This is a genomic window from Amorphoplanes friuliensis DSM 7358 (assembly GCF_000494755.1).
GTDB lineage: Bacteria > Actinomycetota > Actinomycetes > Mycobacteriales > Micromonosporaceae > Actinoplanes > Actinoplanes friuliensis.
In genome coordinates, this window is record NC_022657.1 from 4,783,073 (window position 1) to 4,803,282 (window position 20,210).

Annotated in this window: 21 protein-coding genes; 13 read left to right on the top strand and 8 right to left on the bottom strand. The window is 70.5% G+C overall.

Annotated elements, in window-relative coordinates:
• The first annotated feature begins 37 nt into the window (after positions 1-37).
• From AFR_RS22210 to AFR_RS22225, 4 genes are read left to right on the top strand one after another with little or no spacing between them, the layout of a single operon-like run.
• The gene (locus tag AFR_RS22210) at positions 38-538 is read left to right on the top strand and encodes a hypothetical protein (RefSeq protein WP_023363052.1); all 501 of its coding nucleotides are present in this window, start codon (positions 38-40) and stop codon (positions 536-538) included.
• A gap of 37 nt (positions 539-575) precedes the next feature.
• Positions 576-1,442, top strand: coding sequence for a DUF4097 family beta strand repeat-containing protein (locus AFR_RS22215; RefSeq protein ID WP_023363053.1), 867 nt, complete (start codon positions 576-578; stop codon positions 1,440-1,442).
• Positions 1,442-2,362 carry a daunorubicin resistance protein DrrA family ABC transporter ATP-binding protein gene (locus AFR_RS22220; RefSeq protein ID WP_023363054.1) on the top strand — a complete coding sequence of 307 codons (921 nt, stop codon included), beginning with the start codon at positions 1,442-1,444 and terminating at the stop codon, positions 2,360-2,362. Before AFR_RS22215 ends, AFR_RS22220 begins: the two co-directional genes overlap by 1 nt.
• The gene (locus AFR_RS22225) at positions 2,359-3,135 is read left to right on the top strand and encodes an ABC transporter permease (RefSeq protein ID WP_023363055.1); all 777 of its coding nucleotides are present in this window, start codon (positions 2,359-2,361) and stop codon (positions 3,133-3,135) included. Before AFR_RS22220 ends, AFR_RS22225 begins: the two co-directional genes overlap by 4 nt.
• A 51-nt stretch (positions 3,136-3,186) precedes the next feature.
• On the opposite strand, the gene AFR_RS22230 is transcribed toward AFR_RS22225, so the two are convergent.
• Positions 3,187-4,425 carry an erythromycin esterase family protein gene (locus AFR_RS22230; protein ID WP_023363056.1) on the bottom strand — a complete coding sequence of 413 codons (1,239 nt, stop codon included), beginning with the start codon at positions 4,423-4,425 and terminating at the stop codon, positions 3,187-3,189.
• 223 nt (positions 4,426-4,648) lie between these two features.
• Positions 4,649-5,572, bottom strand: a complete 924-nt coding sequence (locus tag AFR_RS22235) for a helix-turn-helix transcriptional regulator (protein WP_023363057.1) — start codon at positions 5,570-5,572, stop codon at positions 4,649-4,651.
• A gap of 210 nt (positions 5,573-5,782) precedes the next feature.
• Between AFR_RS22235 and AFR_RS22240 the strand changes: the two genes are divergently transcribed.
• The 3 genes from AFR_RS22240 to AFR_RS22250 are packed head-to-tail and all read left to right on the top strand — an operon-like array spanning position 5,783 to position 9,225.
• A complete protein-coding gene (locus AFR_RS22240) occupies positions 5,783-6,769 on the top strand; it encodes an aldo/keto reductase (RefSeq protein WP_023363058.1) in 987 nt (328 codons plus the stop codon).
• A gap of 30 nt (positions 6,770-6,799) precedes the next feature.
• Entirely contained in the window at positions 6,800-7,612 is an 813-nt protein-coding gene (locus AFR_RS22245; protein WP_023363059.1) for an MBL fold metallo-hydrolase, read from the top strand.
• Positions 7,609-9,225: an MFS transporter gene (locus AFR_RS22250; protein WP_023363060.1), complete on the top strand. Its 1,617-nt coding sequence runs from the start codon at positions 7,609-7,611 to the stop codon at positions 9,223-9,225. Before AFR_RS22245 ends, AFR_RS22250 begins: the two co-directional genes overlap by 4 nt.
• 225 nt (positions 9,226-9,450) lie before the next feature.
• Here AFR_RS22250 and AFR_RS22255 read toward each other — a convergent pair whose 3' ends face one another.
• From AFR_RS22255 to AFR_RS22265, 3 genes are all read right to left on the bottom strand, one after another.
• Complete coding sequence (locus AFR_RS22255; RefSeq protein ID WP_023363061.1) at positions 9,451-11,634, bottom strand: RICIN domain-containing protein; 2,184 nt, start codon at positions 11,632-11,634, stop codon at positions 9,451-9,453.
• A 30-nt stretch (positions 11,635-11,664) separates the two neighbouring features.
• Positions 11,665-12,876, bottom strand: coding sequence for an alginate lyase family protein (locus tag AFR_RS22260; RefSeq protein ID WP_041841049.1), 1,212 nt, complete (start codon positions 12,874-12,876; stop codon positions 11,665-11,667).
• Positions 12,877-13,068: 192 nt separating this feature from the next.
• Complete coding sequence (locus tag AFR_RS22265) at positions 13,069-13,401, bottom strand: YciI family protein (protein ID WP_023363063.1); 333 nt, start codon at positions 13,399-13,401, stop codon at positions 13,069-13,071.
• 45 nt (positions 13,402-13,446) lie between these two features.
• Here AFR_RS22265 and AFR_RS22270 point away from each other — a divergent pair, with 45 nt between their 5' ends.
• Together AFR_RS22270 and AFR_RS22275 are read left to right on the top strand one after the other, a co-directional pair.
• Positions 13,447-13,854, top strand: coding sequence for a VOC family protein (locus AFR_RS22270; protein ID WP_023363064.1), 408 nt, complete (start codon positions 13,447-13,449; stop codon positions 13,852-13,854).
• Positions 13,832-14,692 carry a GNAT family N-acetyltransferase gene (locus AFR_RS22275; RefSeq protein WP_023363065.1) on the top strand — a complete coding sequence of 287 codons (861 nt, stop codon included), beginning with the start codon at positions 13,832-13,834 and terminating at the stop codon, positions 14,690-14,692. The genes AFR_RS22270 and AFR_RS22275 overlap by 23 nt, the downstream gene beginning before the upstream one ends.
• Here the strand turns inward: AFR_RS22275 and AFR_RS22280 are convergent, their stop codons facing one another.
• Positions 14,693-15,643 (bottom strand): hypothetical protein, encoded by a 951-nt coding sequence (locus AFR_RS22280; RefSeq protein WP_148308028.1) that lies wholly within the window; start codon positions 15,641-15,643, stop codon positions 14,693-14,695. It lies immediately after the preceding gene.
• A gap of 93 nt (positions 15,644-15,736) precedes the next feature.
• Between AFR_RS22280 and AFR_RS22285 the strand changes: the two genes are divergently transcribed.
• Positions 15,737-16,504 (top strand): hypothetical protein, encoded by a 768-nt coding sequence (locus AFR_RS22285; RefSeq protein WP_238547119.1) that lies wholly within the window; start codon positions 15,737-15,739, stop codon positions 16,502-16,504.
• A gap of 2 nt (positions 16,505-16,506) precedes the next feature.
• Here the strand turns inward: AFR_RS22285 and AFR_RS22290 are convergent, their stop codons facing one another.
• A complete protein-coding gene (locus AFR_RS22290; protein ID WP_023363068.1) occupies positions 16,507-17,085 on the bottom strand; it encodes a TetR family transcriptional regulator in 579 nt (192 codons plus the stop codon).
• 64 nt (positions 17,086-17,149) lie between these two features.
• Here AFR_RS22290 and AFR_RS22295 point away from each other — a divergent pair, with 64 nt between their 5' ends.
• Genes AFR_RS22295 through AFR_RS22305 form a run of 3 tightly spaced genes read left to right on the top strand, consistent with a single transcriptional unit; the run spans position 17,150 to position 19,187 of the window.
• Complete coding sequence (locus tag AFR_RS22295) at positions 17,150-17,929, top strand: SDR family NAD(P)-dependent oxidoreductase (protein ID WP_023363069.1); 780 nt, start codon at positions 17,150-17,152, stop codon at positions 17,927-17,929.
• A gap of 36 nt (positions 17,930-17,965) precedes the next feature.
• Positions 17,966-18,535, top strand: a complete 570-nt coding sequence (locus tag AFR_RS22300) for a TetR/AcrR family transcriptional regulator (RefSeq protein WP_023363070.1) — start codon at positions 17,966-17,968, stop codon at positions 18,533-18,535.
• Entirely contained in the window at positions 18,525-19,187 is a 663-nt protein-coding gene (locus tag AFR_RS22305; protein ID WP_023363071.1) for a lysophospholipid acyltransferase family protein, read from the top strand. The genes AFR_RS22300 and AFR_RS22305 overlap by 11 nt, the downstream gene beginning before the upstream one ends.
• Before the next feature lie 60 nt (positions 19,188-19,247).
• Here the strand turns inward: AFR_RS22305 and AFR_RS22310 are convergent, their stop codons facing one another.
• Positions 19,248-20,204 carry a TIGR03885 family FMN-dependent LLM class oxidoreductase gene (locus AFR_RS22310; protein WP_023363072.1) on the bottom strand — a complete coding sequence of 319 codons (957 nt, stop codon included), beginning with the start codon at positions 20,202-20,204 and terminating at the stop codon, positions 19,248-19,250.
• Positions 20,205-20,210: the final 6 nt, after the last annotated feature.

The window sequence follows — 20,210 nt, forward strand, 5'->3', positions numbered from 1 at the left end:
TGTTGCAATGGCGCCATACTGATGCCATGATGACGTCATGGACCTCACCGCTTATGTCGAACGGCTCCGCGAGGAGCTGGCCGGGGCCGCCGAGCTCGGTGGCCCCGAGGCCCGCGCCCTCGCCGACCGGCTCACCGCACCCCTCGAGTCGGCCTTCCGGCTTGCCATGCTCGACGCCCTCTCCGCCGCCGCCGACGAGATCACCCAGGACCTGGCACCCGGTTCGGTCGAGGTCCGCCTGCGGGGCGGCTCGCCGGGCTTCGTGGTCACCCCGCCGCCGGCCGAGCAGGCCACGTTCGAAGCGGCTCCCCCGGCGGCCGAGCCCGTGGAGCCGGACGCCGACACCGCCGTCTCCCGCATCAACTTCCGGCTCTCCGACCAGCTCAAGTCGCGGATCGAGGAGGCCGCCGGCCGTGACGGGCTCTCGGTGAACGCCTGGCTGGTCCGGGCGGCCACCACGGCGGTGCAGACCGGCGGTCAGACCCGCACCACGCGCGCACCGGTCGGCGGGCAGCGCTACACCGGCTGGGCCCGCTGACCACCCCTCTTCCGTGCACCCCCGAAAGGACAAGACCGTGCCTACTTTTGAGACTCCCCGCCCGATCGAAGCGACCCTCGAGCTGGTTGTCGGTGACGCCCGGGTGACCGCCGGCGACCAGGCTCGGACCGTCGTCGAGGTCCGCCCGAGCAACCCCGGCACCGAGGCGGACGTCCGGACCGCCGAGCAGACCCGAGTCGAGTTCAGCGACGGCCGGCTCCTGGTCAAGACCCCCAAGACGCTGCGTGGCGGGATCGGGCTGTTCGGCAAGACCGGCTCGGTCGACGTCGAGGTCTCGCTGCCCACCGGCTCCACGCTGCGCGGTGACGCCGCGGTCGCCGCCTTCCACTGCACCGGGACGCTGGGCGACACCCGGATCAAGACCGCTACGGGCGACGTCCGCCTCGACCGTACGGGTGCGCTGGCCGTGACGACGTCAGGTGGTGCCATTGTGGCGTCATCCGTGGACGGGACCGCCGACCTGAAGACGGCCACGGGCCTGATCAGTGTCGGCGACATCACCGGCGGCGCCGTGGTCAAGAACTCCAACGGCGAGACCCGCCTCGGCGCGGTCGGTGGCGACCTGCGCGCCAAGAACTCCAACGGCGACATCGTCGTCGGTCAGGCGCGCGCCGGTGTCGACGCCGCGACGGCCAACGGCAGCGTCCGGATCGGCGCCGTGCACCGCGGCGCGGTCAGCCTGCGGACGGCCGCCGGGAGTCTCGAGGTCGGCATCGCCGTGGGCACGTCCGCCTACCTCGACCTGCACACGCAGTTCGGCAAGGTGCTCAACGAGCTCGAGTCGACGGGTGCGCCCGAGGCCGGCGCCCCGAGTGTCGAGATCAACGCCCGCACCTCGTTCGGCAACATCGTCGTGCACCGCGCACCCGCCGGGGAGAACTGATGATCACCGCGACCGGCCTGCGCAAGGCGTACGGCGACCACACCGTTCTCGACGGCATCGACCTCGACGTCCCGGCCGGCTCGGTCTTCGCCCTGCTGGGGCCGAACGGCGCCGGCAAGACCACCGCCGTACAGATCCTGACCACGCTGAAGAGCGCCGACGCGGGTGAGATCCGCGTCGGCGGGCACGACCCGGCGACCGAGCCGGACGCGGTCCGGGCGGCGATCGGGGTCACCGGTCAGTTCTCCGCCGTCGACGCCCTGCTGACCGGGCGCGAGAACCTCCTGCTCATGGCCGACCTGCACCACCTGGGCCGGCGGGCCGGACGGCGTCGCGCGGACGAGCTGCTGGTGCAGTTCGACCTGGTCGACGCCGCGGGCAAGCAGGTGGCGGCCTACTCGGGCGGCATGAAGCGGCGCCTCGACATCGCCATGGGTTTGGTCGGTGACCCGCGGATCGTCTTCCTGGACGAGCCGACCACCGGTCTCGACCCGCGCAGCCGGCAGGCCATGTGGCAGACGGTCCGCAGTCTGGTCGCGGGCGGCGTCACGATCTTCCTCACCACGCAGTACCTGGAGGAGGCCGACCAGCTGGCCGACAAGATCGCGGTGCTCGACGGCGGCCGGATCGTCGCCGAGGGCACCGCCGAGCAGCTCAAGCAGCTGGTCCCCGGCGGTCACGTCACGCTCCGGTTCGCCGAGGTGCAGGCGCTGCGGCTCGCCGCCACCGCCCTGGACGTCACCGAGGTCGACGCCGACCAGCTGACCCTGGACGTCCCCGGTGACGGCAGCGTGCGGTCCCTGCGGGCGCTGTTCGCCACCCTGGACGACGCGCGGGTCGAGGTCGACTCGCTGACAGTGCACACCCCGGACCTCGACGACGTCTTCCTGGCCCTCACCGAGAAGGAGCCCGCGTCATGACCACGCTCGCCCTGACCGTCCGCGACTCGAACACGATGCTGCGCCGCAACCTGCGCCACATGCTCCGATATCCGGCCCTGACCGTGATGCTCGCCGGCATGCCGGTGATCTTCCTGTTGCTCTTCGTCTACGTCTTCGGCGGCACGCTCGGCGCCGGCCTGGGCGGCGGCCGCAGCGAGTACCTCGCCTACGTCGTACCCGGCGTCCTGATGATGACCGTCGGCGGCGCGGCCACCGGCACCGCGATTTCGGTGGCGATGGACATGACCGAGGGCATCGTGGCCCGCTTCCGCACGATGGCCATCGCCCGCGCCTCGGTGCTGACCGGGCACGTCCTCGGCTCGCTGATCCAGACCTTCATCAGCCTGCTCATCGTGCTCGGAGTCGCCCTCGCCGTCGGCTTCCGCCCGTCAGCGGGCCCGCTCGCCTGGCTCGGCATCGCCGGGGTGCTCGCCATGGCCACCTTCGCCCTGACCTGGCTGGCCACCGCGCTCGGCCTGGTCGCCAAGACGGTCGAGGAGGCCAGCAACACCCCCCTCCCCCTGACCCTGCTCCCGTTCCTCGGCAGCGGTTTTGTCCCCACCGATTCCATGGCGCCGGGCCTGCGGCAGTTCGCCGAATACCAGCCCTTCACCCCGATCATGGAGACGATCCGAGCCCTCCTGACCGGTACGCCCGTCGGCGGCAACCTCTGGGCCTCGATCGCCTGGTGCGCGGCCATCGCCCTCGGCGGCTACCTGTGGGCCCGCCGCCGCTACAACGCCAAGGCCTGAGTGCGCGAGGTCGCCGGCGGCGGGTCACGCGACCCGCCGCCGGCGCAACCGTCAGAAGCTGACTGTGTTGTCGCGCGTTGCGGCCGGGCTGGACAGAACCACGTCAAAAGCTCGGCTCAGATCGGTGTCCATCACGGCGCTCTGTGAGCGGACATGGCTGAACGGTGACGTGGAGACGTGGAGGTCGGTCAGGGTGATCGATGTGCCGAGGCCCGCGTTCACCAGAGCCTTCTCGATGCTCCCGTCCGGGGGCGTGGGCAGGCCGACGTCTTCCAGGGTGAAACCCACCGGTGACTTCTCGGCGGGGAAGGCCATCTCCGGCACGTGCCTTCCCGTATGGGTCAGAGCGATGCTGCGGTATCCCTTACCCAGGTTGCGGGCGAGGTAGTAGCCCATGGGCAGGGCTGTGAGTTCGCCGTCGAAGACCACGGTGGTCTTCTGAATGTGATTGTTGTGCGCTATGACGATGATGCGGGCGTCCACGGTCGTAGCGACGAGGTCCTCCACGGATGCCGCCATGTAGTGCTCACGGAGCGACGGGTCGCAAGGAGCGCCGCCACCCGCAAAGAGGGCGTTCATGGCGCGCAGTTGGTAATCGGTGTGAACAGCTGCGCTGAGATGCCGGCGTGCGGTTGTGTAGGCGTCGATGCCTGATTGTTCGATGTAGAGCGGTCCCATGGCTTGCAGCCGTAGGAACAACCGGGCGAGGCCGGCGGTGAGGGCGTCCTGTTCAGCGGTGCCGAGGGCGCCCCACTGGGGTGCGGATATGACGGCTGAGCTGCCGGTGATGTGTCCGGCCGAGGGCAAGATGTCCTTCAGCACGGCGGCGGCTGACGGATCGACGCCGGCCAAGTAGGCATCGACCCGCGCGAGATCCGAGTTCAAGGTCAGCGTGTTGGGCAGGTCTACACCGTTGACCTGGAGTGGCTTCGGACGGCTCCGGTTGTAGTCGCGGAGCCAGCGCAGCAGCTGCCCGAACACGCCTACGGTCAGAGGCCCGACAAGCTGCGGCAGGCCGTCGTCGTCACCTTCTCCCGCCAGCCACGGATTGATGGCGGCGGCTTCGGCGTGGCCGCATTCGAGCGCCAGGGTGGTGAAGCCGCACTCTTCCACGAGGTATCGCACCAGGCGGGCGCGGGCGAGAGTGAACTCCTCGACGAAGTGAGCACCCTCGCCGACCCCGACGACATGGGCGCCGGCCAGCGCTTCTCGGAGCGGTTCAAGATCGGAAAGCTGTGGATCGGACGGATCCAAGGTGTTCAAGGTGACGGTGCCGATGAGCGAAGACATGACTGGAGCACTCGACTCTCTGTTCGAAGGGCATGGCAGCTGGACGCGCGGCGTGAGCCGCTGCGTCAGATGAGGACCGCTTCGCTCAGAGGTAGAGGATGCCAGGAAACACGTTCCGATCTTCCCGAACCGGCTCAGTTCAGTCAACGGGTCTTTACCGAGCTGCGCGAGCCCTCAGCGTGCCGTGTCGATGTCCGCCGTGGGGTGACCTGGTAGTCGATCTCTATTCGCGCATGCCAGTGCGTCGCTCGCGTCGATGCGGGTGCGTTTTCACCGTATCGGAGAGCTCGGCGTCGCGCTGCTGGGTGGCGGTCCAGGCGGCCAGCAGGGAGAGGTTGTCGTGTGAGGGCGTGCCCGGCTCGGTGGTGTAGGCGACAAAAGTGAGGCCGGGTTCCGCGCTGAGCTGCATGACTTCGTAGCGCAGGTCCAGAACGCCGACCGCGGGGTGGCGTACCCGTTTGACGCCGCGGGGGTGGGCGCGTACGTCGTGGCGTGCCCACATGCGGCGGAACTGCTCACTGCGGGTGGAGAGCTCCCCGATCAGCTGGGTCAGGGCCGGGTCGTCCGGATCGGTGCCGGCGGCGGCCTGCAGGTGTCCGACGAAGTCATCGGCGACCTGATCCCAGTCGACCCAGAAGTTGCGAGCCCGCGGGTCCAGGAAGGTGAACCGGGCGAGGTTGGCCGGCCGGTCCGGGTCACTGTGCAGTTCGCTGTACAGGGCACGGCCGAGGTCGTTCATGGTGATCACGTCGAGGATCGGGTTGCGGACCAGCGCGGGCGCGCCGACCAGTGCGTCGAGCACCGCCTGCACGGGCGCCGCCACGGTGGCGGGAGTGGCGCGGCGAGGCCGGGCCGACGACGGTCGCCGCCCTGCTCGCGCCAGGTCGAACAGGTGGGCGCGCTCCACGGCGTCGAGGTGCAACGCACGGGCGATGGCTTCGATGACGGTGTCCGAGGCCGCGATCAGGGCACCGCGTTCAAGCCGGACGTAGTAGTCCACGCTGACCCCGGCCAGGCTGGCAACCTCCTCGCGGCGCAGCCCCGGTACCCGCCGCTTGCGGCCGGCCACCGGCAGGCCCACCGACTCCGGGCTGATCCGCGCCCGGCGTGACGACAGGAAGTCCTGGATCTGGCGCCGATGGTCCATGTCCTTCACGTTACGTCGCATACCGAGCGGTATGGAGGACCTGCCAGTACCCCCTTCAACAAGTCCTGCCACACCGGCGGCCAGGGTGTTCTTGTGGATGGCATGAACAGCAACGCCCACCCGCCACACCCGTCCGAGTCCTCCACTGCCGAACACCTCGGCGCCCGGATCACCCAGCACGCCACCGTCGCCGCCGAGGAGAACTGAACGATGCACACGCGACTTCTCGGCCAGGGCCTGCGGGTCTCGGCCGTCGGCCTGGGCGCCATGGGCATGTCCCAGAGCTACGGACCCAACCCCGGCGACCGCGACGCCATGATCGATGTGCTGCGCGGCGCGGCCGAACGCGGCGTCACCTTCTTCGACACCGCCGAGGTGTACGGCCCGTACGTCAACGAAGAACTCGTCGGCGAGGCCCTCGCCCCGCTCCGCGACCAACTCGTGATCGCCACGAAGTTCGGGTGGCGCATCGAAGGCGGCACATCGGTCGGGCTCGACAGCCGGCCCGAGCAGATCAAGCGGGTCGCCGACGCGTCGCTGCGCCGGTTGCGGGTGGACACGCTCGACCTGTTCTACCAGCACCGCGTCGACCCCGACGTGCCGATCGAGGACGTCGCCGGCACCGTCGGCGAACTTGTGAAGGCCGGCAAGGTTCGCCACTTCGGCCTCTCCGAAGCCGCCGCGGAAACGATCCGCCGCGCTCACGCCGTGCACCCGGTGACCGCGGTGCAGAGCGAGTACTCGCTGTGGACCCGCGACCCCGAACCCGAAGTGCTACCGACGTGCGCGCAGCTGGGCATCGGATTCGTGCCGTTCAGCCCGCTCGGCAAGGGCTTCCTCACCGGCACTGTCACCAACGCCACCGAGTTCACCGCCGGCGACATCCGCGCAACCATCCCGCGGTTCAACGGCGACAACCGCGCCGCCAACCAAGCACTGGTCGAGCACATCACCGGTCTGGCTCGAGCCAAGGACGCCACGCCCGGGCAGATCGCCCTGGCCTGGTTGCTCGCCCAGCATCCTTCGATCGTCCCCATCCCCGGCACCCGCCGCCTGGAACGGATCGAGGAGAACGCCGCCGCCACCGAGGTACCGCTGTCTGCCGACGAACTCGCCGACCTCGACGAACTCGCCGCCCGCATCGGGGTGCAGGGCAACCGTTACAACGAGCAGCACATGTCCCTGGTCGGCAAGTAACCGATCCAGTCATCCCCGAGGAGCAGACCCATGCCGCAGCAGGCCAAAGCCCCACCCACGCAGCCTTTCGGCGCCGACGCGTTCGCGCCCTCCGACGACACGATCCTGCGCTGGCTCGGCATGGCCGGCTTCCTGATCAACAGCCGCGGCACGACCATGATGATCGACCCCGTGCTGGGCGGGTTCGACATGCCGGTCATGATCGAGATGCCGGTCGCCGCCGCCGAGGTGCCGCACCTGGATGCCGTCCTGGTCACCCACAGCGACAATGACCACTACAGCGTCCCGACCTGCCGGGACCTCGCCAAGGTCACCGACGCCCACCAGTCCACCCGGTACGTCGCCGGCCTGATGACGGAGCACGGTCTGCCCGCGCACGGTCACGATATCGGCGACCACTTCACCGTCGGAGCGGTACGCGTGCAGGTGACGCCGGCGGATCACGCTTGGCAGAACGAGTCTCCCGGCGCCGCCACCCGCGTCTTCCGGCCCGAGGACGCCTGCGGTTTCTGGATCACCACACCCGACGGCGTCATCTGGGCACCCGGCGACTCCCGCCTCGTCCCCGAGCACCACCTCACCCGGCCCGCACCCGACGCCCTGCTGTTCGACTTCTCCGACAGCGACTGGCACTTCGGTCTGGCCGGTGCCGTGAGGATGGCCAACGCCTACCCCGGCACGCCACTGCTGCTGCATCACTGGGGATCGGTCGACGCACCCGACTTCCCACCCTTCAACGGCAACCCGCAGGACCTGTACGACCTGGTCGAGAACCCGCGGCGCATCCACGTCCTCGCCCCGGGCCGGCCCTACCGGCTGCACCACTCATCGGCGCCAGCATGACCGTGGCGGTCTCACCGTGGGCGCCGTTCCGGCACCGCGCGTTCTTCTGGCTCTGGCTCGGCGTCGTGGTCAGCAGCGTCGGCCTGTGGGCTCAGACGGTCGGCGCGCAATGGCTGTTCGTCGACGACCCGCACGCGGCGACCATCGTGACGCTGGTGCAGACGGCCACCACGCTGCCGATGATGCTCCTCGCCCTGCCCGCCGGCGTGCTCGCCGACGCGTTCGACCGCCGCGCGCTGATGTTCGGCGTCCAGATCTATTTCGTCGCTGTGGCGATTCTGCTCGCCGTCCTGACCGCCGCCGGGTCGATGCCCCCGGCCCTGCTACTCACGTTCACCTTCGCCATCGGCGCCGGGCAGGCCCTGCTGTCGCCCACCTGGCAGGCCCTGATCACCGAGCTGGTGCCCCGTGCCGAACTCGCCGCGGCCACCCGGCTCGACATGATCAGCGTCAACGTGGCCCGGGCCGCCGGCCCGGCCCTGGCCGGTGTCGTCATCGCCCGCTGGGGTGTCCCGCCGGTGTTCGCCATCACGGCCGCGGCGGCCGGGATCCTGACCCTCGTGCTGCTGGCATGGCGCCGGCCCCGCGTGAACCGCGGCGAGCGGGAACCGTTCCTCCCGGCCTTGCGCGCCGGCGGCCGGTACGTCCGGCACGAGCCGGTCGTCCGGCGGACCCTGGTGCGCTTCGCCGGTTTCCTGGCTCCCGCCTGTGCCGTCTGGGCCCTCCTGCCCCTGATCGCCAGCCGGCAGCTCGGACTCGGCGCCAACGGCTACGGTCTGCTGTTCGCCGCCCTCGGCCTCGGCGCGGTGGCCGGCGCCCTCGGTCTGGGCCGCATCACCCAGCACCTGTCGTCCAACGCGGTACTCGCACTGGCCGCGATCGCCTTCGGCCTGACCTTCGGCGCGCTCGCCCTGACCTCCAGCCTGTGGGCCGCGGCGCCGCTGCTGGTCGTGTGCGGCTTCGGCTGGACCGCCACCGTGTCGACCGTCATCTCCGAACTGCAACTGTTCCTGCCCGGCTGGGTACGCGCCCGGGCCATCGCCATCTACCTGATGGTCTTCCTCGGTACCCAGGCCGTCTTCTCCCCGGTCTGGGGGCAGATCACCCAGCACCTCGGCCTGGACACGGCCATGTTCGCCGCCGCGGCCCTGGCCGGTCTCAGCGCGATCGGCGCCCTGACGTCGCCCGTACCCGACAATCAGCACCTGGACCGCTCCGCGCTGTCCTACTGGATCCCGCCGCCGGTGGCCCACGAGCCGAAGCCGGACGCCGGGCCCATCGTGGTGTCCATCGAGTACCAGGTCGCCCCCGATCAGGAGGCGCCGTTCCTGGCGGCCATGGCAGCGATGCGCCGCTCACGGCTGCGCAGCGGCGCCTCGCGCTGGGAGCTGTACCGGGTCGGTGAACACCCCGACCTGTTCACCGAGCAATTCCAGGTGCCGACCTGGCGGGAACACCAGCTCCAGCACGACGGGCGCCTCACCGCCGAGGACCAGGCCATCGAGGACGCCGCCTTCGCGCACATCATCGGCACACCCCGCACCCGCCACCTCATCACACCCGTCACCGCCCGGAACACCTCATCGCAACGTTCTCCGGACTACGACACGTAGTCACCGGCCCTCGGCAGCCCTCGCAGCAGCCGCCCACCAGGTTCGGCCGCTCGGCGCCGCTCGAGCTCTGCCCACTCGTGGGGCGTGACGACCCTTCCTGAGCCGGCTCAGTTCAGTCGACGTGTCGGTCTCCCGGGAGAACCACTGCGGCGCGCACTCGCTGAGCACGCGGAACGGCCCGCCCCGGTGTGGGGGCGGGCCGTTGCTGTGCGCGTACCGGGAAGGTCAGGGACCGCTGACGATGCTGGTCACCTGGTGGCCGCTGTTGACGGCGGCGCCCGTGTTGTTGATGACGTGGGAGATCGTGCCGACACCGCCGAGGGAGACGGTGACCATGTTGCGGAACTGGACGCCGGACTTGGCGGGGACCTCGAAGGCGCGGGCGTTGACCACACCGGGGTTGACGTTGAAGTAGGCGTAGGAGCCGAGGCCCCAGGCCTGGTGGTTGTTCACCGAGTCGGCGACCTTGTACGCCGCCCACCCCTGCGTCGACCCGTTCATGTACGCGGCCTGGTTCGGCGGGTCGTAGGGCATCTCGTTCTGGTAGAAGTACGTGCGCCCGTTCTCGCCGTTCCAGATGGTCTGGTACTGCTGGTAGTGCTCGACGAAGAGGCCGTAGAAGGTGACGTCGTCGCCGTTGACGATCAGGCCGTTCGCCGCGGTGTTGACGTTCCAGCCGACCGTGCCGCCGTTGCCGTGGTCGGCGCGCCAGATCCAGGCGTGGTCGCCGATGACGTCGTCGCTGTTGATGCGCAGGGACACCGAGGCCTTGCCGGCGATCGCGCCGCCGATGCGGAAGAACACGTCGGACAGCACCGTCGGGTTGGCGGAGTGGTCGGCGGACGAGCCGGTCGGGCCGACCTCCATGAGCACCGGCGAGTTGGTCGTACCGGCGTCGAACAGGACACCGGCGACCCGGACGCCGTCGACGTCGGCGACGGTCATCGCTGTGATGCCGTTCTGCGGGACGAAGGTGGCCAGGCCCAGGCCGAGCACGACCGTGCCGGCGCGGGTCACGTTGAGCGTCTGGTTGAGGTTGTAGACACCCGGCGTGACGAGCAGGTTCTTGCCGGAGGCGAGGGCGGCGTTGATGTTCGCGGCGGTCTCGCCCGGCTTGACGACGAAGAACGAGCTGATCGGCAGCGACGAGCCGGCCGGGGTGCCGTTCGACCAGGTGGTGCCGCTCGAGTTGTTCCGCACGGCGGGCACGAAGACCTGGTAGTTGCCGCTGTTGTCGACGTACAGGTACGGCTTCTCGGCGACCTTCGGCGTCTGGGCGATGGTCGTGTAGGGCGGGTTCGGGAAGCTGTTGCCCGGCGAGCCCGGGGACCCGACGAAGACCTGGTTCCAGTTCGAGCCCGACCAGGAGCCCATCTGCGAGTTACGGGTGATCCACTGCTGCTGCGACCCGGACTGGATCTGGCCGTCGATCTTGGTGTCGGACATCCAGCCGCCGGAGGACCAGCCGCCGTCGGAGAGCGCCAGGTTGCCGCGCACGTGCATGCGGCGGTACGGCGCGGCCTGTGAGACGGCCCAGCGGTCGAGGCCGCCGTTCGGGGTCACCGAGAGGCCCTCGGCCGCACGCCAGAAGTTCTGCGTGGCGTTCTGGGAGCCGTCCGGCCACCAGTCGGCCTCGGCGTGCACGGCACCGTTGATGTTGACGGCGTCGGGGACCAGGCCCAGCCCGGCGACCTGTGTGAAGAAGCCGACGTTGGCGTCGACGTTGTACGAGCCCGGCTTGAACAGCAGGGCGTACCGCTGGTTGCCGAACTGGTTCTGGACCTGCTGGTTGAAGACGGTGTTGAGGCGGTTCTGGATGGTCGACTGCGACATCGACGGGTCGAAGATCGACACGTTCGGGCCGAGGTCGGGGTTGCCGCTGCCCGGCGGCACGGTCGTCGGGGTCACCGGCGGGGTGGTCGGGGGCGTCGAGGCACCGTTGACCGTCCACTTCTGGTTGGCGCCGCCGCCGCAGGTCCAGAGCTGGAGCTTCGCGCCGTCGGCGAGGTTGTTGTCCTTGATGTCGAGGCACTTGTTCGCCTTGACGTTGACCAGGTCCTTGCCGGCCGTGTACGTCCACTGCTGGCTGGTCAGCCCGGCGAAGCAGTCCCAGAGGTGCACGGTGGCGCCGTCGGTGGTGGCGCCGTTGACGACGTCGAGGCACTTGCCCAGGCCCTTGAGCGACTTGTCGTCGCCGTAGGTCCAGGTCTGGTTGGGCCCGCTCGCGCAGGACCACATCTGGGGGAGGTTGCCGTTCGCGGTCGAGCCGTCGGTCACGTCGAGGCATTTGCCGTTGGCGGTGCTGACCACGGAGCCGGTGGTGGCCGCCATGGCGTTGGTGACTCCGACGACGCCGAGCACGCCGACCACCGCGGTGGTCACGAGCACGGCGAGGGTGCGCCGATTCATAGAGATCCTTCTGGGGGACGGGGGTGGGGATCAGGCGGGGTTGGCGGCGTGGGTGAGCGTCTCCCACGCGACGAACAGGTTGTTGCTGCCCTGCGGCCGCTTGGCGTTCGTGTAGGTCTCGGTGTTGGCCATCGCGATGCCGAGACGGTTGTGCAGGGCGTTGAAGGCGACCTCACTGATCGGGCCGAGGCCCTTGGTGACGCTGCCGCCGCAGATGGTCGAGGGCACGGCCGTACCGTTCTCGAACTTGGTGTGCAGCCCGAACGAGTGCCGCAGCCGGTCCTGCAGCTCGGGGTAGAGGTCGCCGCCCTGGATGCGAGTGGTCTCGGCGACGTGCGCGATCGCGGAGAGGCCGTACCCGGTGTGGACGAAGTCGCGGCAGGTCTCCTGGGAGAGCCCGTCGACGAAGGTGCTCTGGCCCTGCCAGAAGCTGATCAGCTCGGCGCGGGTGTCGATGCCACCGGCCGGCGGGTACTTCGGCTGCGAGCCGTCCGCGGTCACGTAGATGTACGAGGCGGCACGCAGCTTGAATCGGGCGATCGCGCGGTCGTAACTGGCCCGGTCGTCGAGGAAGACGGAGATGCCGACGGCGGCCTCCATCATCGACAGCTCCCAGTTGCCGTTGCTGCCGCTGCCGGGGATGACCACGGGCAGGTAGACCGTGCGCAGCATGGTGGCGAAGCGCCCCTGGTTGGGCCAGCTCGTGTACGTGTGCTTGATGATCTCCGCGGCGCGCGGCCAGACCGAACCGGCCCACGCCGTCTGCAGCGGCGCGTTGCTGTTGGTGTGGTTCTTGATCGTGGCCGACCAGGCGTCCATCAGCGCGATCGCCTTGGTCGCGTACGCGGCGTTCCCGGTGATGTACCAGGCCAGCGCGTCGGTGTACGCCGCGATGGCGTCCTCACGCTCGTCGGTGCACCCGTTGTTCGGATTGGAGTAGGAGCCGCACTCGACGGTCGCGCGCGGCTTCGGTGTCCGCGTCAGTGAGGCGTACCTGCTGGCCATCATCTGGTTGTAGGCGGCGGTCCAGGGCTGCGCCTTGGCGGCGACCCGGCCCTTGACGAAGTCCAGCTGGGGGCGGCTGAGCAGGACACCGGGGTGGCTGAAGACGGCGGCGGCCGCGGTGGTCCGGGCGGGGACGACCGTGTCGGCGCTCGCGGCGAAGCGCACGCCGACCGTCGCCAGGACGGCGAGGACGACGGTGCCGGTCGCGAGCAGCACACGGCGGGGGGATCTCGGCACTACGGACTCCCTGTGGGGGCGGGGAACCGGAAAGGGACTTAACAGTGCCGAACTTAATCGTGGCGAATGGGACGTGGTCAAGCAGACATCGACCAACTTAAGGATGACGAAAGGTTCACCCGTCAGAGAGCGCTTTCTCGTGCGACAGAGCGGGATCACCCGCCCGGAACCGGTTTCGGCGAGAAAGCGCTCTCACGGGGTCAGCAACCGACGCACATCGATCGGTGACGCCAGCGGTGCGCCGCCCGGACCCGGCGCCGCCGACGCTCGCGCCGCTATCCGGAGCGCACGGTCCTCCGTCTCGACGTCGACGATCCGGAACCCCGAGAGCGCGGGCAGCACACCCGCCACCCCGTCACCGGCGACCAGATGGGAGTCCCCGGCCAGCCCCTGGCTCTCCACCAGCTCCCCCGCCCGGTCGAGCTCGTCGTCGAGATCCCGCTGATAGTCGTAGTGGCGCTGCACGTCGGCGGGTGCCCACGTACCCATGGCGGTGTGATGCTGGATGAGCAGGAACTTCGTCATGCTCCTGGGTCGTGCCCGCCCCGCCGTTCTCGACATGGAGGACTCATGCCCCTCGGCCGGCTCCACCACACGATCGTCGACTGCCCGGACCCCCTGGCGCTGGCGACGTTCTACAGCCACCTGCTGGGCACCCCGATCACCTACCGCGACGACGACTTCGCGGTCGTCTCGACCAGCGACCGGGCGTCCGGCCTGGCGTTCCAGCGCGCGCCGGACCACCGGGCGCCGACCTGGCCGGACCCGGCGGTCCCCCAGCAGATCCACCTCGACGTGATGGTCGAGGACGTCGCCGCCGCGTCCGCTGCGGTGATCGCCCTGGGCGCCACCCCGCTGCCCGGCACAGGCGTGTTCGCCGACCCCGCCGGCCACCCCTTCTGCCTGATCCCGCGCCCGCACTGGGCTCCGCCGATCCCTTTGGGACAATCGCCGGATGAAGATCACCGCACTGCGTGAGACCGGGTCCAGCTCCTCGTCGTACCGGCTGGCCTGGGTGGCCGCGACCGGCGACGGCTCACCGGCGGCGACGGCGTACCTGCGGGTCTTCACCGTGGCCGGGGCGGGGCACCGGGCCGAGGCCGAGATCTACGTGCACCCCGCCGAACGCCGCCGCGGCGTCGGCGGCACTCTGCTGGACACGGTCGTGGCCGCCGGCCGCGAGCTGGGGAAGCGCACCCTGATCGCCGGCCCGGTCGACGCCGGATCAGCCGGCGAGAGTTTCCTGACCGCGCGCGGCCTGCGCCCGGTCCTCTCCCTGACCTACACCCGGCTGGCGCTGACCGACGACCCGCCGCAGGTTGCGACGCCCGCCGGGTACAGGCTGATCAGCTGGGAGGGGACCGTCCCCGACGAGCTGGCGGCAACCTTCGCGGAGTCCCGGCGCGCGATGGACGACATGCCCATGGACGACGCCGACTTCGGCGTGGAGACCTGGGACGTCGACCGCGTCCGCGCCATCGCCGCGGCCATCAAGGAACGCGGCGACATCCTCTGCACGGTCGCGGCCCTCGACGAGTCCGACGGCACGATCGCGGGCTTCACCGAGCTCGTCGTCCCGGGCAGCGGCACCGGCGACGCCCAGCACTACGGCACCGGCGTCCTGCCCGCCCACCGCGGCCACGGACTCGCCCGCTGGATGAAGATCGAAGCCATCCGCCACACCCGCACCCGCCATCCAGGCATCACCGGGTTGCTCGCGGACACCGCCGACAGCAACACCGTCATGCGGAAGATCAACGACTCCCTCGGGTACGCGCCGACCCACCGTTCCGTGCTGTTCCAGCTCGACCTCTGATCACCGGCGCGCCCACGCCTCCCAGGCGGCCAGCCACGAACGCTCCGCCAGCGCGCCCGCATCGAGGATCGCACCCCGCCGCGCCTGCCAGGCCAGCTGCGCCGCGCGGCTGGGAACACGGTCGCTGAGTCCGGTGCCGTGCAGAAGTGTCTCGGTGATCGCGCGTTCGCGCCGTTCGTCGTCGTTGCGGAACCACGCGGCCTGCTGCTGCAGATTGGCCAGATGCGCCACGATGTCACTCACGGCGTGCTCCGCAACGGGGACCGGCTGATCAGTGAGGTCACTCTGCCGCCGGACCGCGGCCTGCCACAAACTCCTCCAGTACGCCGGGAGCTCCGGCACCGGCCCGCCGTCCCGCCGCCACTCCGCCTGCGCCCGCCCGAACCGCAGCGACGCGTCCACGAGCTCCCGATGCGGCTCCCGCGTCAGCTCACCAGGGATCCCGGCCGGGCGGGGCTGAGGGCGTACCGAGGGCATCCGGGGCCGGGACAGCACGGGCAGCAGGTCGGCGACGGTCTCGAGCCGCACCCGGCCGGGATCCCAGTCCCGCGCGACCACGGTGAACTCGACACCCTCCCGCTCACAGCGCGCCGCCCACCACCGATCGCCGGCGCGCACGATCCGCGCGTCGAGCTCGGCACCGTCCAGGATCATGGTGGTCGCGTCCTCGGTCCAGCTCACGGCCGAGAGCCGGTCACCGTGCCCCCGCAAACACTCCTCGAGGACCTCCCGCACCGGCGTGGCCACCCGGATCCCGGTCCACCGCGCGGTGTCCACGGTCACGAACGGCCCGGCGTCCTCGTAGACGATGCTGACGCAGACCACACAGTCGTCCGACCGCTCCATCCCGGCAAACACCGCCGCGCCCGGAACACCGTCCGGCGCGAGCCCGGCGACCGGGATCCCGCTGTCGAGCAACTCGCGCTGCATCCGGCTCTCGTAACTCCGCACGGACACCTCCCCCGGTCCACCTCCAGTCACCGTAAGCACGCCGCCCCGCCCACCACCATCCACGAACCGTGCCGGATGCTGAACCATCGGACCGTGAAGGAGAGCACCATGGCGGAGTGGGCGGCCCTGCGCCGGAGCTCGTCGGCGGCCGGACCCTTCGACGCGTGGCTCGCGCCGCGGTCGGAGCTGACCTGGCGCCCGGCTCCGGAGCCCGTCACCGGTCCGGTGGCCAAGCTCGGCGGGCAGCCGGTCTGGCTGGACGAACCGTTCTGGCCGGTGTCGGCGACCTCCGGCGAGCCGATGACCTTTGCCGGGCAGTTCCCGCTGCCCGGCCCGGACGTGCGTCTCGCCTACCTGTTTCTGACGCAGGACGAGGAGTGCCTGGCGGAGACGTTCGAGTTCGAGGGCGGCGAGAACGCCCTGCTCATCCAGCCGGGCGGGCGCATCCCCGGGTTCGTCACCGGAATCCCCCGGGCCACCGGACCGTCCCTGTGGCGCCGCGGCGCGAAATGGACCGACCGCGTTCCCGTGGAGTTGCTCCTCGACGTCCGTGAGCCGGACGCGGCCGCCCGGGTCCGGTTCGACCGTGAGATCGCCGGTCAGGATGCCGTGCGCACCGGCGTGCATCGGGAGGAGGACGACGACGCGGAGGCCGACTGCCGCAGTTACGTCGGGGGCCGGCCGCTGTTCTGGCAGCCGTGGACCACCGTCGTCGACTCCGCCTGGCGCTTCTTCTTCCAGCTCGACGGCGCCGAGGGTGCCGACGGCGACGACTTCGCCCTCAACTTCGGTGGTGGCACCGGGTATGCCTTCCTCAGCGAGGACGGACGCGAGGGCCGCTTCTTCTGGGACTGCGTCTGAGGTCAGGCGCGGACTGCGGCGACCGCCTGGTCGTAGAGGATCTCGACGTCACCTTCGCCGCCGCGGCGGGCCCAGGCCTCGACTGCGGCGTCGAGGCAGGCCAGGGCGCTGGCCACCAGCGCCTGGGCGCGGGGGTCGGGGGCGCCGCCCGGCTCGATGCCGAGGCGGGTCTCGATGTGCGGGACGAGAAGCTCCATCCACTGCAGCTGCTTCTCGACGTGGCGGGCGCGCAGGGACGGTGTGCTGTGGAACATGTGGGAGATGCCGATTGCCGTCTCGACCGTGTAGGCGGGCTGCTCGGTGAGGACCACGAGCGCCGCCCGCAGCGCCTCCCACGGGCCTTCGCCCTCGGGCCGGGCGGCGAGGGCGGCCTGAACGATGCGGCCACGTTCGGCCAGGTCGCCGAGGACGATGTCCTCCTTCGTGGCGAAGTAGCGGAACAGCGAGCGGCGGGAGATGCCGACCTCGGTGGCGATCTGGTCCATCGTGACGGCGTCGAAGCCGTGGTCGAGGAAGAGCCGCATCGCCGCCGCGGCGATGTCGGACTGGACGGCCTGTCGTGTTCGTTCGCGTAACCCCACGGGTGTGATCCTACACTCGGTGCCACTCTGGCACCGAGTGTCAATCGTGTCGTACGGTGTAACCATGACTGCTGTCGACTACCGCAACCAGACCACCCTGATCACCGGCGCGAGTTCGGGGATCGGCACCGAGTTCGCCCGGCGGATCGCCGCACGCGGGTCCGATGTCGTTCTCGTCGCGCGGCGCCGGGACCGCCTCGAGAAGCTCGCCGCCGAGCTCGACGTGAAGGCCACCGTGATCCCGCTCGACCTGAGCCGGCCCGACGCCGGTCAGGCCCTGTCCGAGGAGGTCGCCGACCGGGGCCTCCGGATCACCAGCCTGATCAACAACGCCGGTTTCGGCACCCACGGGCCGTTCCACGGCGAGGACCCGCAGCGGCTCACCGAGGAGCTCAACGTCAACATCGCCAGTCTCGTCGGGATCAGCCGGGCGTTCATCGAGCCGCTGCGCTCGGCGGGCACCGGCGTGCTGGTCAACGTCGCGAGCCTGGCCGCGTACCAGTCGAGCCCGAACATGGCCGTCTACGCGGCCACGAAGGCGTTCGTGCTGAGCTTCACCGAGGCGCTCTGGGGCGAGGCGCGTGGCACGGGGCTGCGCGTACTGGCCCTGTCGCCGGGGCTGACCCGCACCGAGTTCTTCGACGTCGTCGGCACGGACGTGATGGCCCAGCGGGCGACGTTCCAGACGCCGGGCGAGGTGGCCGACTTCGGGCTGCGGGTGCTCGACCGGCGCAACCCGCCGCCGAGCGCGGTGTCGGGCCGGCTCAACCGGGTCCTGTCCACCGGCAGCCGGCTGCTGACACGCCGTCGCACCGTGGTCGTCTCCGGCATGCTGACCGGCTGAGTAGACAGTGTCTACGCGGGCTGGTAGACAGTGCCCATGCCCGACGACTTACGGGCCCGGCTCGTGGACACCGGCGTCACGCTGGTCACGGAGCAGGGCACCGAGGCACTGTCCCTGCGGGAGATCGCCCGCCACGCCGGTGTGTCCCACGGCGCGCCGCGGCGTTACTTCCCCACCCACCGAGACCTGCTGGCCGCCGTCGCCCGGGTCGGATACGAGCGGCTGGGCGCGCGGATCCACGCGCTCGGTCACGCCGACGATCCGCGGGCCGGGCTGCTCGCGCTCGGGCGGCTCTACCTCGACTTCGCGCGGACCGAGCGGGGCATGTTCGAGCTGATGTTCCGGCACGAACTGCTGCGGGGGAACAACGAGGGACTTCGCGCGGCCACCAAGCCCCTCTTCGCCGTACTGGTGGATCTGGTCGCCCGGGCGCGGCCCGGCACGGACGACGCGACGGTGACCGCCGGGGCGCTCTGGGCCAACCTGCACGGGCTCGCCCAGCTCTGGGTGTGGGGCAGCCTGCAGATGACGGTCGGCACCGAGGACGCCGACCTGCTGCTCCAGGCCGCCGTCGACTCCTACGTGGAGCGTTCCCATGCTGGCTGAAGGCGCACGATCGGTGCTGGTCCCGGTGTCCCGGCTGTACTTCCGGCCGACCATCGAGGGCCGGGAGCACATCCCCCGCAGCGGCCCGGTGATCCTGGCCGCCAACCACCTGTCCGCCCTGGACAGCTTCCTGATCCCGCTGGTGTCGCCGCGCCCGGTGGCGTTCCTGGCCAAGGAGGAGTACTTCACCCAGACCGGCGCCAAGGGCTGGCTGATCCGCACGTCGCTGCTGGGCGTCGGCGCGGTCGGGGTACCCCGCGGCGCCCACCGGGCCGCGCAGGCTGCCCTCGAGACGGCGCTCGCGGTCCTGCAGGAGGGCCGCATGTTCGGCATCCACCCGGAGGGCAGTCGCTCGCGGGACGGCCGGCTCTACCGCGGGCGCACCGGGGTGGCCTGGCTCGCGCTGGCGTCCGGGGCGCCGGTGGTCCCGGTCGCGGTCCTGGGCACCGAACACGCCCAGCCCGTGGGCACCCGTATCGCGCGGCCCCGGCACGTGACCGTGCGCTTCGGCGCGCCGCTGCGCTTCGCGCCTCCGGCGGGGAGCGCGGGCAAGGCGCGTCGAGACGCCACCGACGAGATCATGGACGCGATCGCCGCCCTCTCCGGCCAGGTACGCGCACCCGGCTACAACGAACTGTCCGCGCTGCAGTGAAGCGAGCACAGGCCGGGCACCACGGAAATGGCGTCCGGCCTGTGTCGTTCGGAGAAGTGGTCAGCGCAGGGCCGGGAGGACCTTCGCGCCGAAGGCGTCGATGAACGGGTTCAGGTCCTGGCCGACGTGGTGCAGGTAGATGCGGTCGAAGCCCAGCGCGGCGTACCCCCGCAGGAGTTCCGTGTGCTCCTCCAGGTCGGCGGAGACGTTGACGAGCTTGCGCACCTGGTCGACCGTCACGTTCTCCGAGACCACGTCGAAGTGCTCGACCGTCTCCAGGTCCCAGCAGACCGGCGGCGGGAAGATGTTGCTGCGCCACTGGTCGTGGGCGATGGCCTCCGCCTCGGCCTCGGTCGGGGCCCAGCTCAGGTGGACCTGCAGGCATACCGGGCCGGTTCCGCCCGCATCCCGGTACGCCGAGATCATCGCGCGCAGCTGCTCCTCCGGCGCGTTCACGGTGACCAGGCCGTCGGCCCAGCCGGCGCACCACGCCGCGGTCTTGGTGCTGACCGCGGCACCGATCAGCGCGGGCGGCGTCTCGGGGCGGGTCCAGAGGCGCGCGCGGTCCACCGTGACCAGACCGTCGCGGGTGACTTCCTTCCCGGCGAGCATGTCGCGGATCACGTCCACGCATTCGAGGAGCCGGGCCTCACGGACCTCCTTGCGCGGCCACGGGTCACCGGTGATGTGCTCGTTGCTGAACTCGCCGCTGCCCAGGGCCGCCCAGAACCGGCCGGGGAACATCGCACCGAGGGTGCCGATCGCCTGCGCGATGATCGCCGGGTGGTAGCGCTGGCCCGGGGCGTTGACCACACCGAACGACAGGTTGGTGGCCTGCAGCGCCGCGCCCAGCCAGGACCACGCGAACGCGGACTGGCCCTGCCGGGCGCTCCACGGCGAGAAGTGGTCGGAGCACATCGCCGCCTGGAAGCCGGCGCGTTCCGCGGCGACCACGGCGGCGAGCAACTCGGCGGGCGGGATCTGCTCGTGCGAGGCGTGGATTCCGTACTCCGTCATACGCGT

Excerpts from the sequence above, each read along its gene's own strand:
- AFR_RS22210 (WP_023363052.1), top strand. The coding sequence starts at position 38 with ATGGACCTCACCGCTTATGTCGAACGGCTCCGCGAGGAGCTGGCCGGG.
- AFR_RS22220 (WP_023363054.1), top strand. The coding sequence starts at position 1,442 with ATGATCACCGCGACCGGCCTGCGCAAGGCGTACGGCGACCACACCGTT.
- AFR_RS22225 (WP_023363055.1), top strand. The coding sequence starts at position 2,359 with ATGACCACGCTCGCCCTGACCGTCCGCGACTCGAACACGATGCTGCGC.
- AFR_RS22230 (WP_023363056.1), bottom strand. The coding sequence starts at position 4,425 with ATGTCTTCGCTCATCGGCACCGTCACCTTGAACACCTTGGATCCGTCC.
- AFR_RS22235 (WP_023363057.1), bottom strand. The coding sequence starts at position 5,572 with ATGGACCATCGGCGCCAGATCCAGGACTTCCTGTCGTCACGCCGGGCG.
- AFR_RS22240 (WP_023363058.1), top strand. The coding sequence starts at position 5,783 with ATGCACACGCGACTTCTCGGCCAGGGCCTGCGGGTCTCGGCCGTCGGC.
- AFR_RS22245 (WP_023363059.1), top strand. The coding sequence starts at position 6,800 with ATGCCGCAGCAGGCCAAAGCCCCACCCACGCAGCCTTTCGGCGCCGAC.
- AFR_RS22250 (WP_023363060.1), top strand. The coding sequence starts at position 7,609 with ATGACCGTGGCGGTCTCACCGTGGGCGCCGTTCCGGCACCGCGCGTTC.
- AFR_RS22255 (WP_023363061.1), bottom strand. The coding sequence starts at position 11,634 with ATGAATCGGCGCACCCTCGCCGTGCTCGTGACCACCGCGGTGGTCGGC.
- AFR_RS22265 (WP_023363063.1), bottom strand. The coding sequence starts at position 13,401 with ATGACGAAGTTCCTGCTCATCCAGCATCACACCGCCATGGGTACGTGG.
- AFR_RS22270 (WP_023363064.1), top strand. The coding sequence starts at position 13,447 with ATGCCCCTCGGCCGGCTCCACCACACGATCGTCGACTGCCCGGACCCC.
- AFR_RS22275 (WP_023363065.1), top strand. The coding sequence starts at position 13,832 with ATGAAGATCACCGCACTGCGTGAGACCGGGTCCAGCTCCTCGTCGTAC.
- AFR_RS22295 (WP_023363069.1), top strand. The coding sequence starts at position 17,150 with ATGACTGCTGTCGACTACCGCAACCAGACCACCCTGATCACCGGCGCG.
- AFR_RS22300 (WP_023363070.1), top strand. The coding sequence starts at position 17,966 with ATGCCCGACGACTTACGGGCCCGGCTCGTGGACACCGGCGTCACGCTG.
- AFR_RS22305 (WP_023363071.1), top strand. The coding sequence starts at position 18,525 with ATGCTGGCTGAAGGCGCACGATCGGTGCTGGTCCCGGTGTCCCGGCTG.
- AFR_RS22310 (WP_023363072.1), bottom strand. The coding sequence starts at position 20,204 with ATGACGGAGTACGGAATCCACGCCTCGCACGAGCAGATCCCGCCCGCC.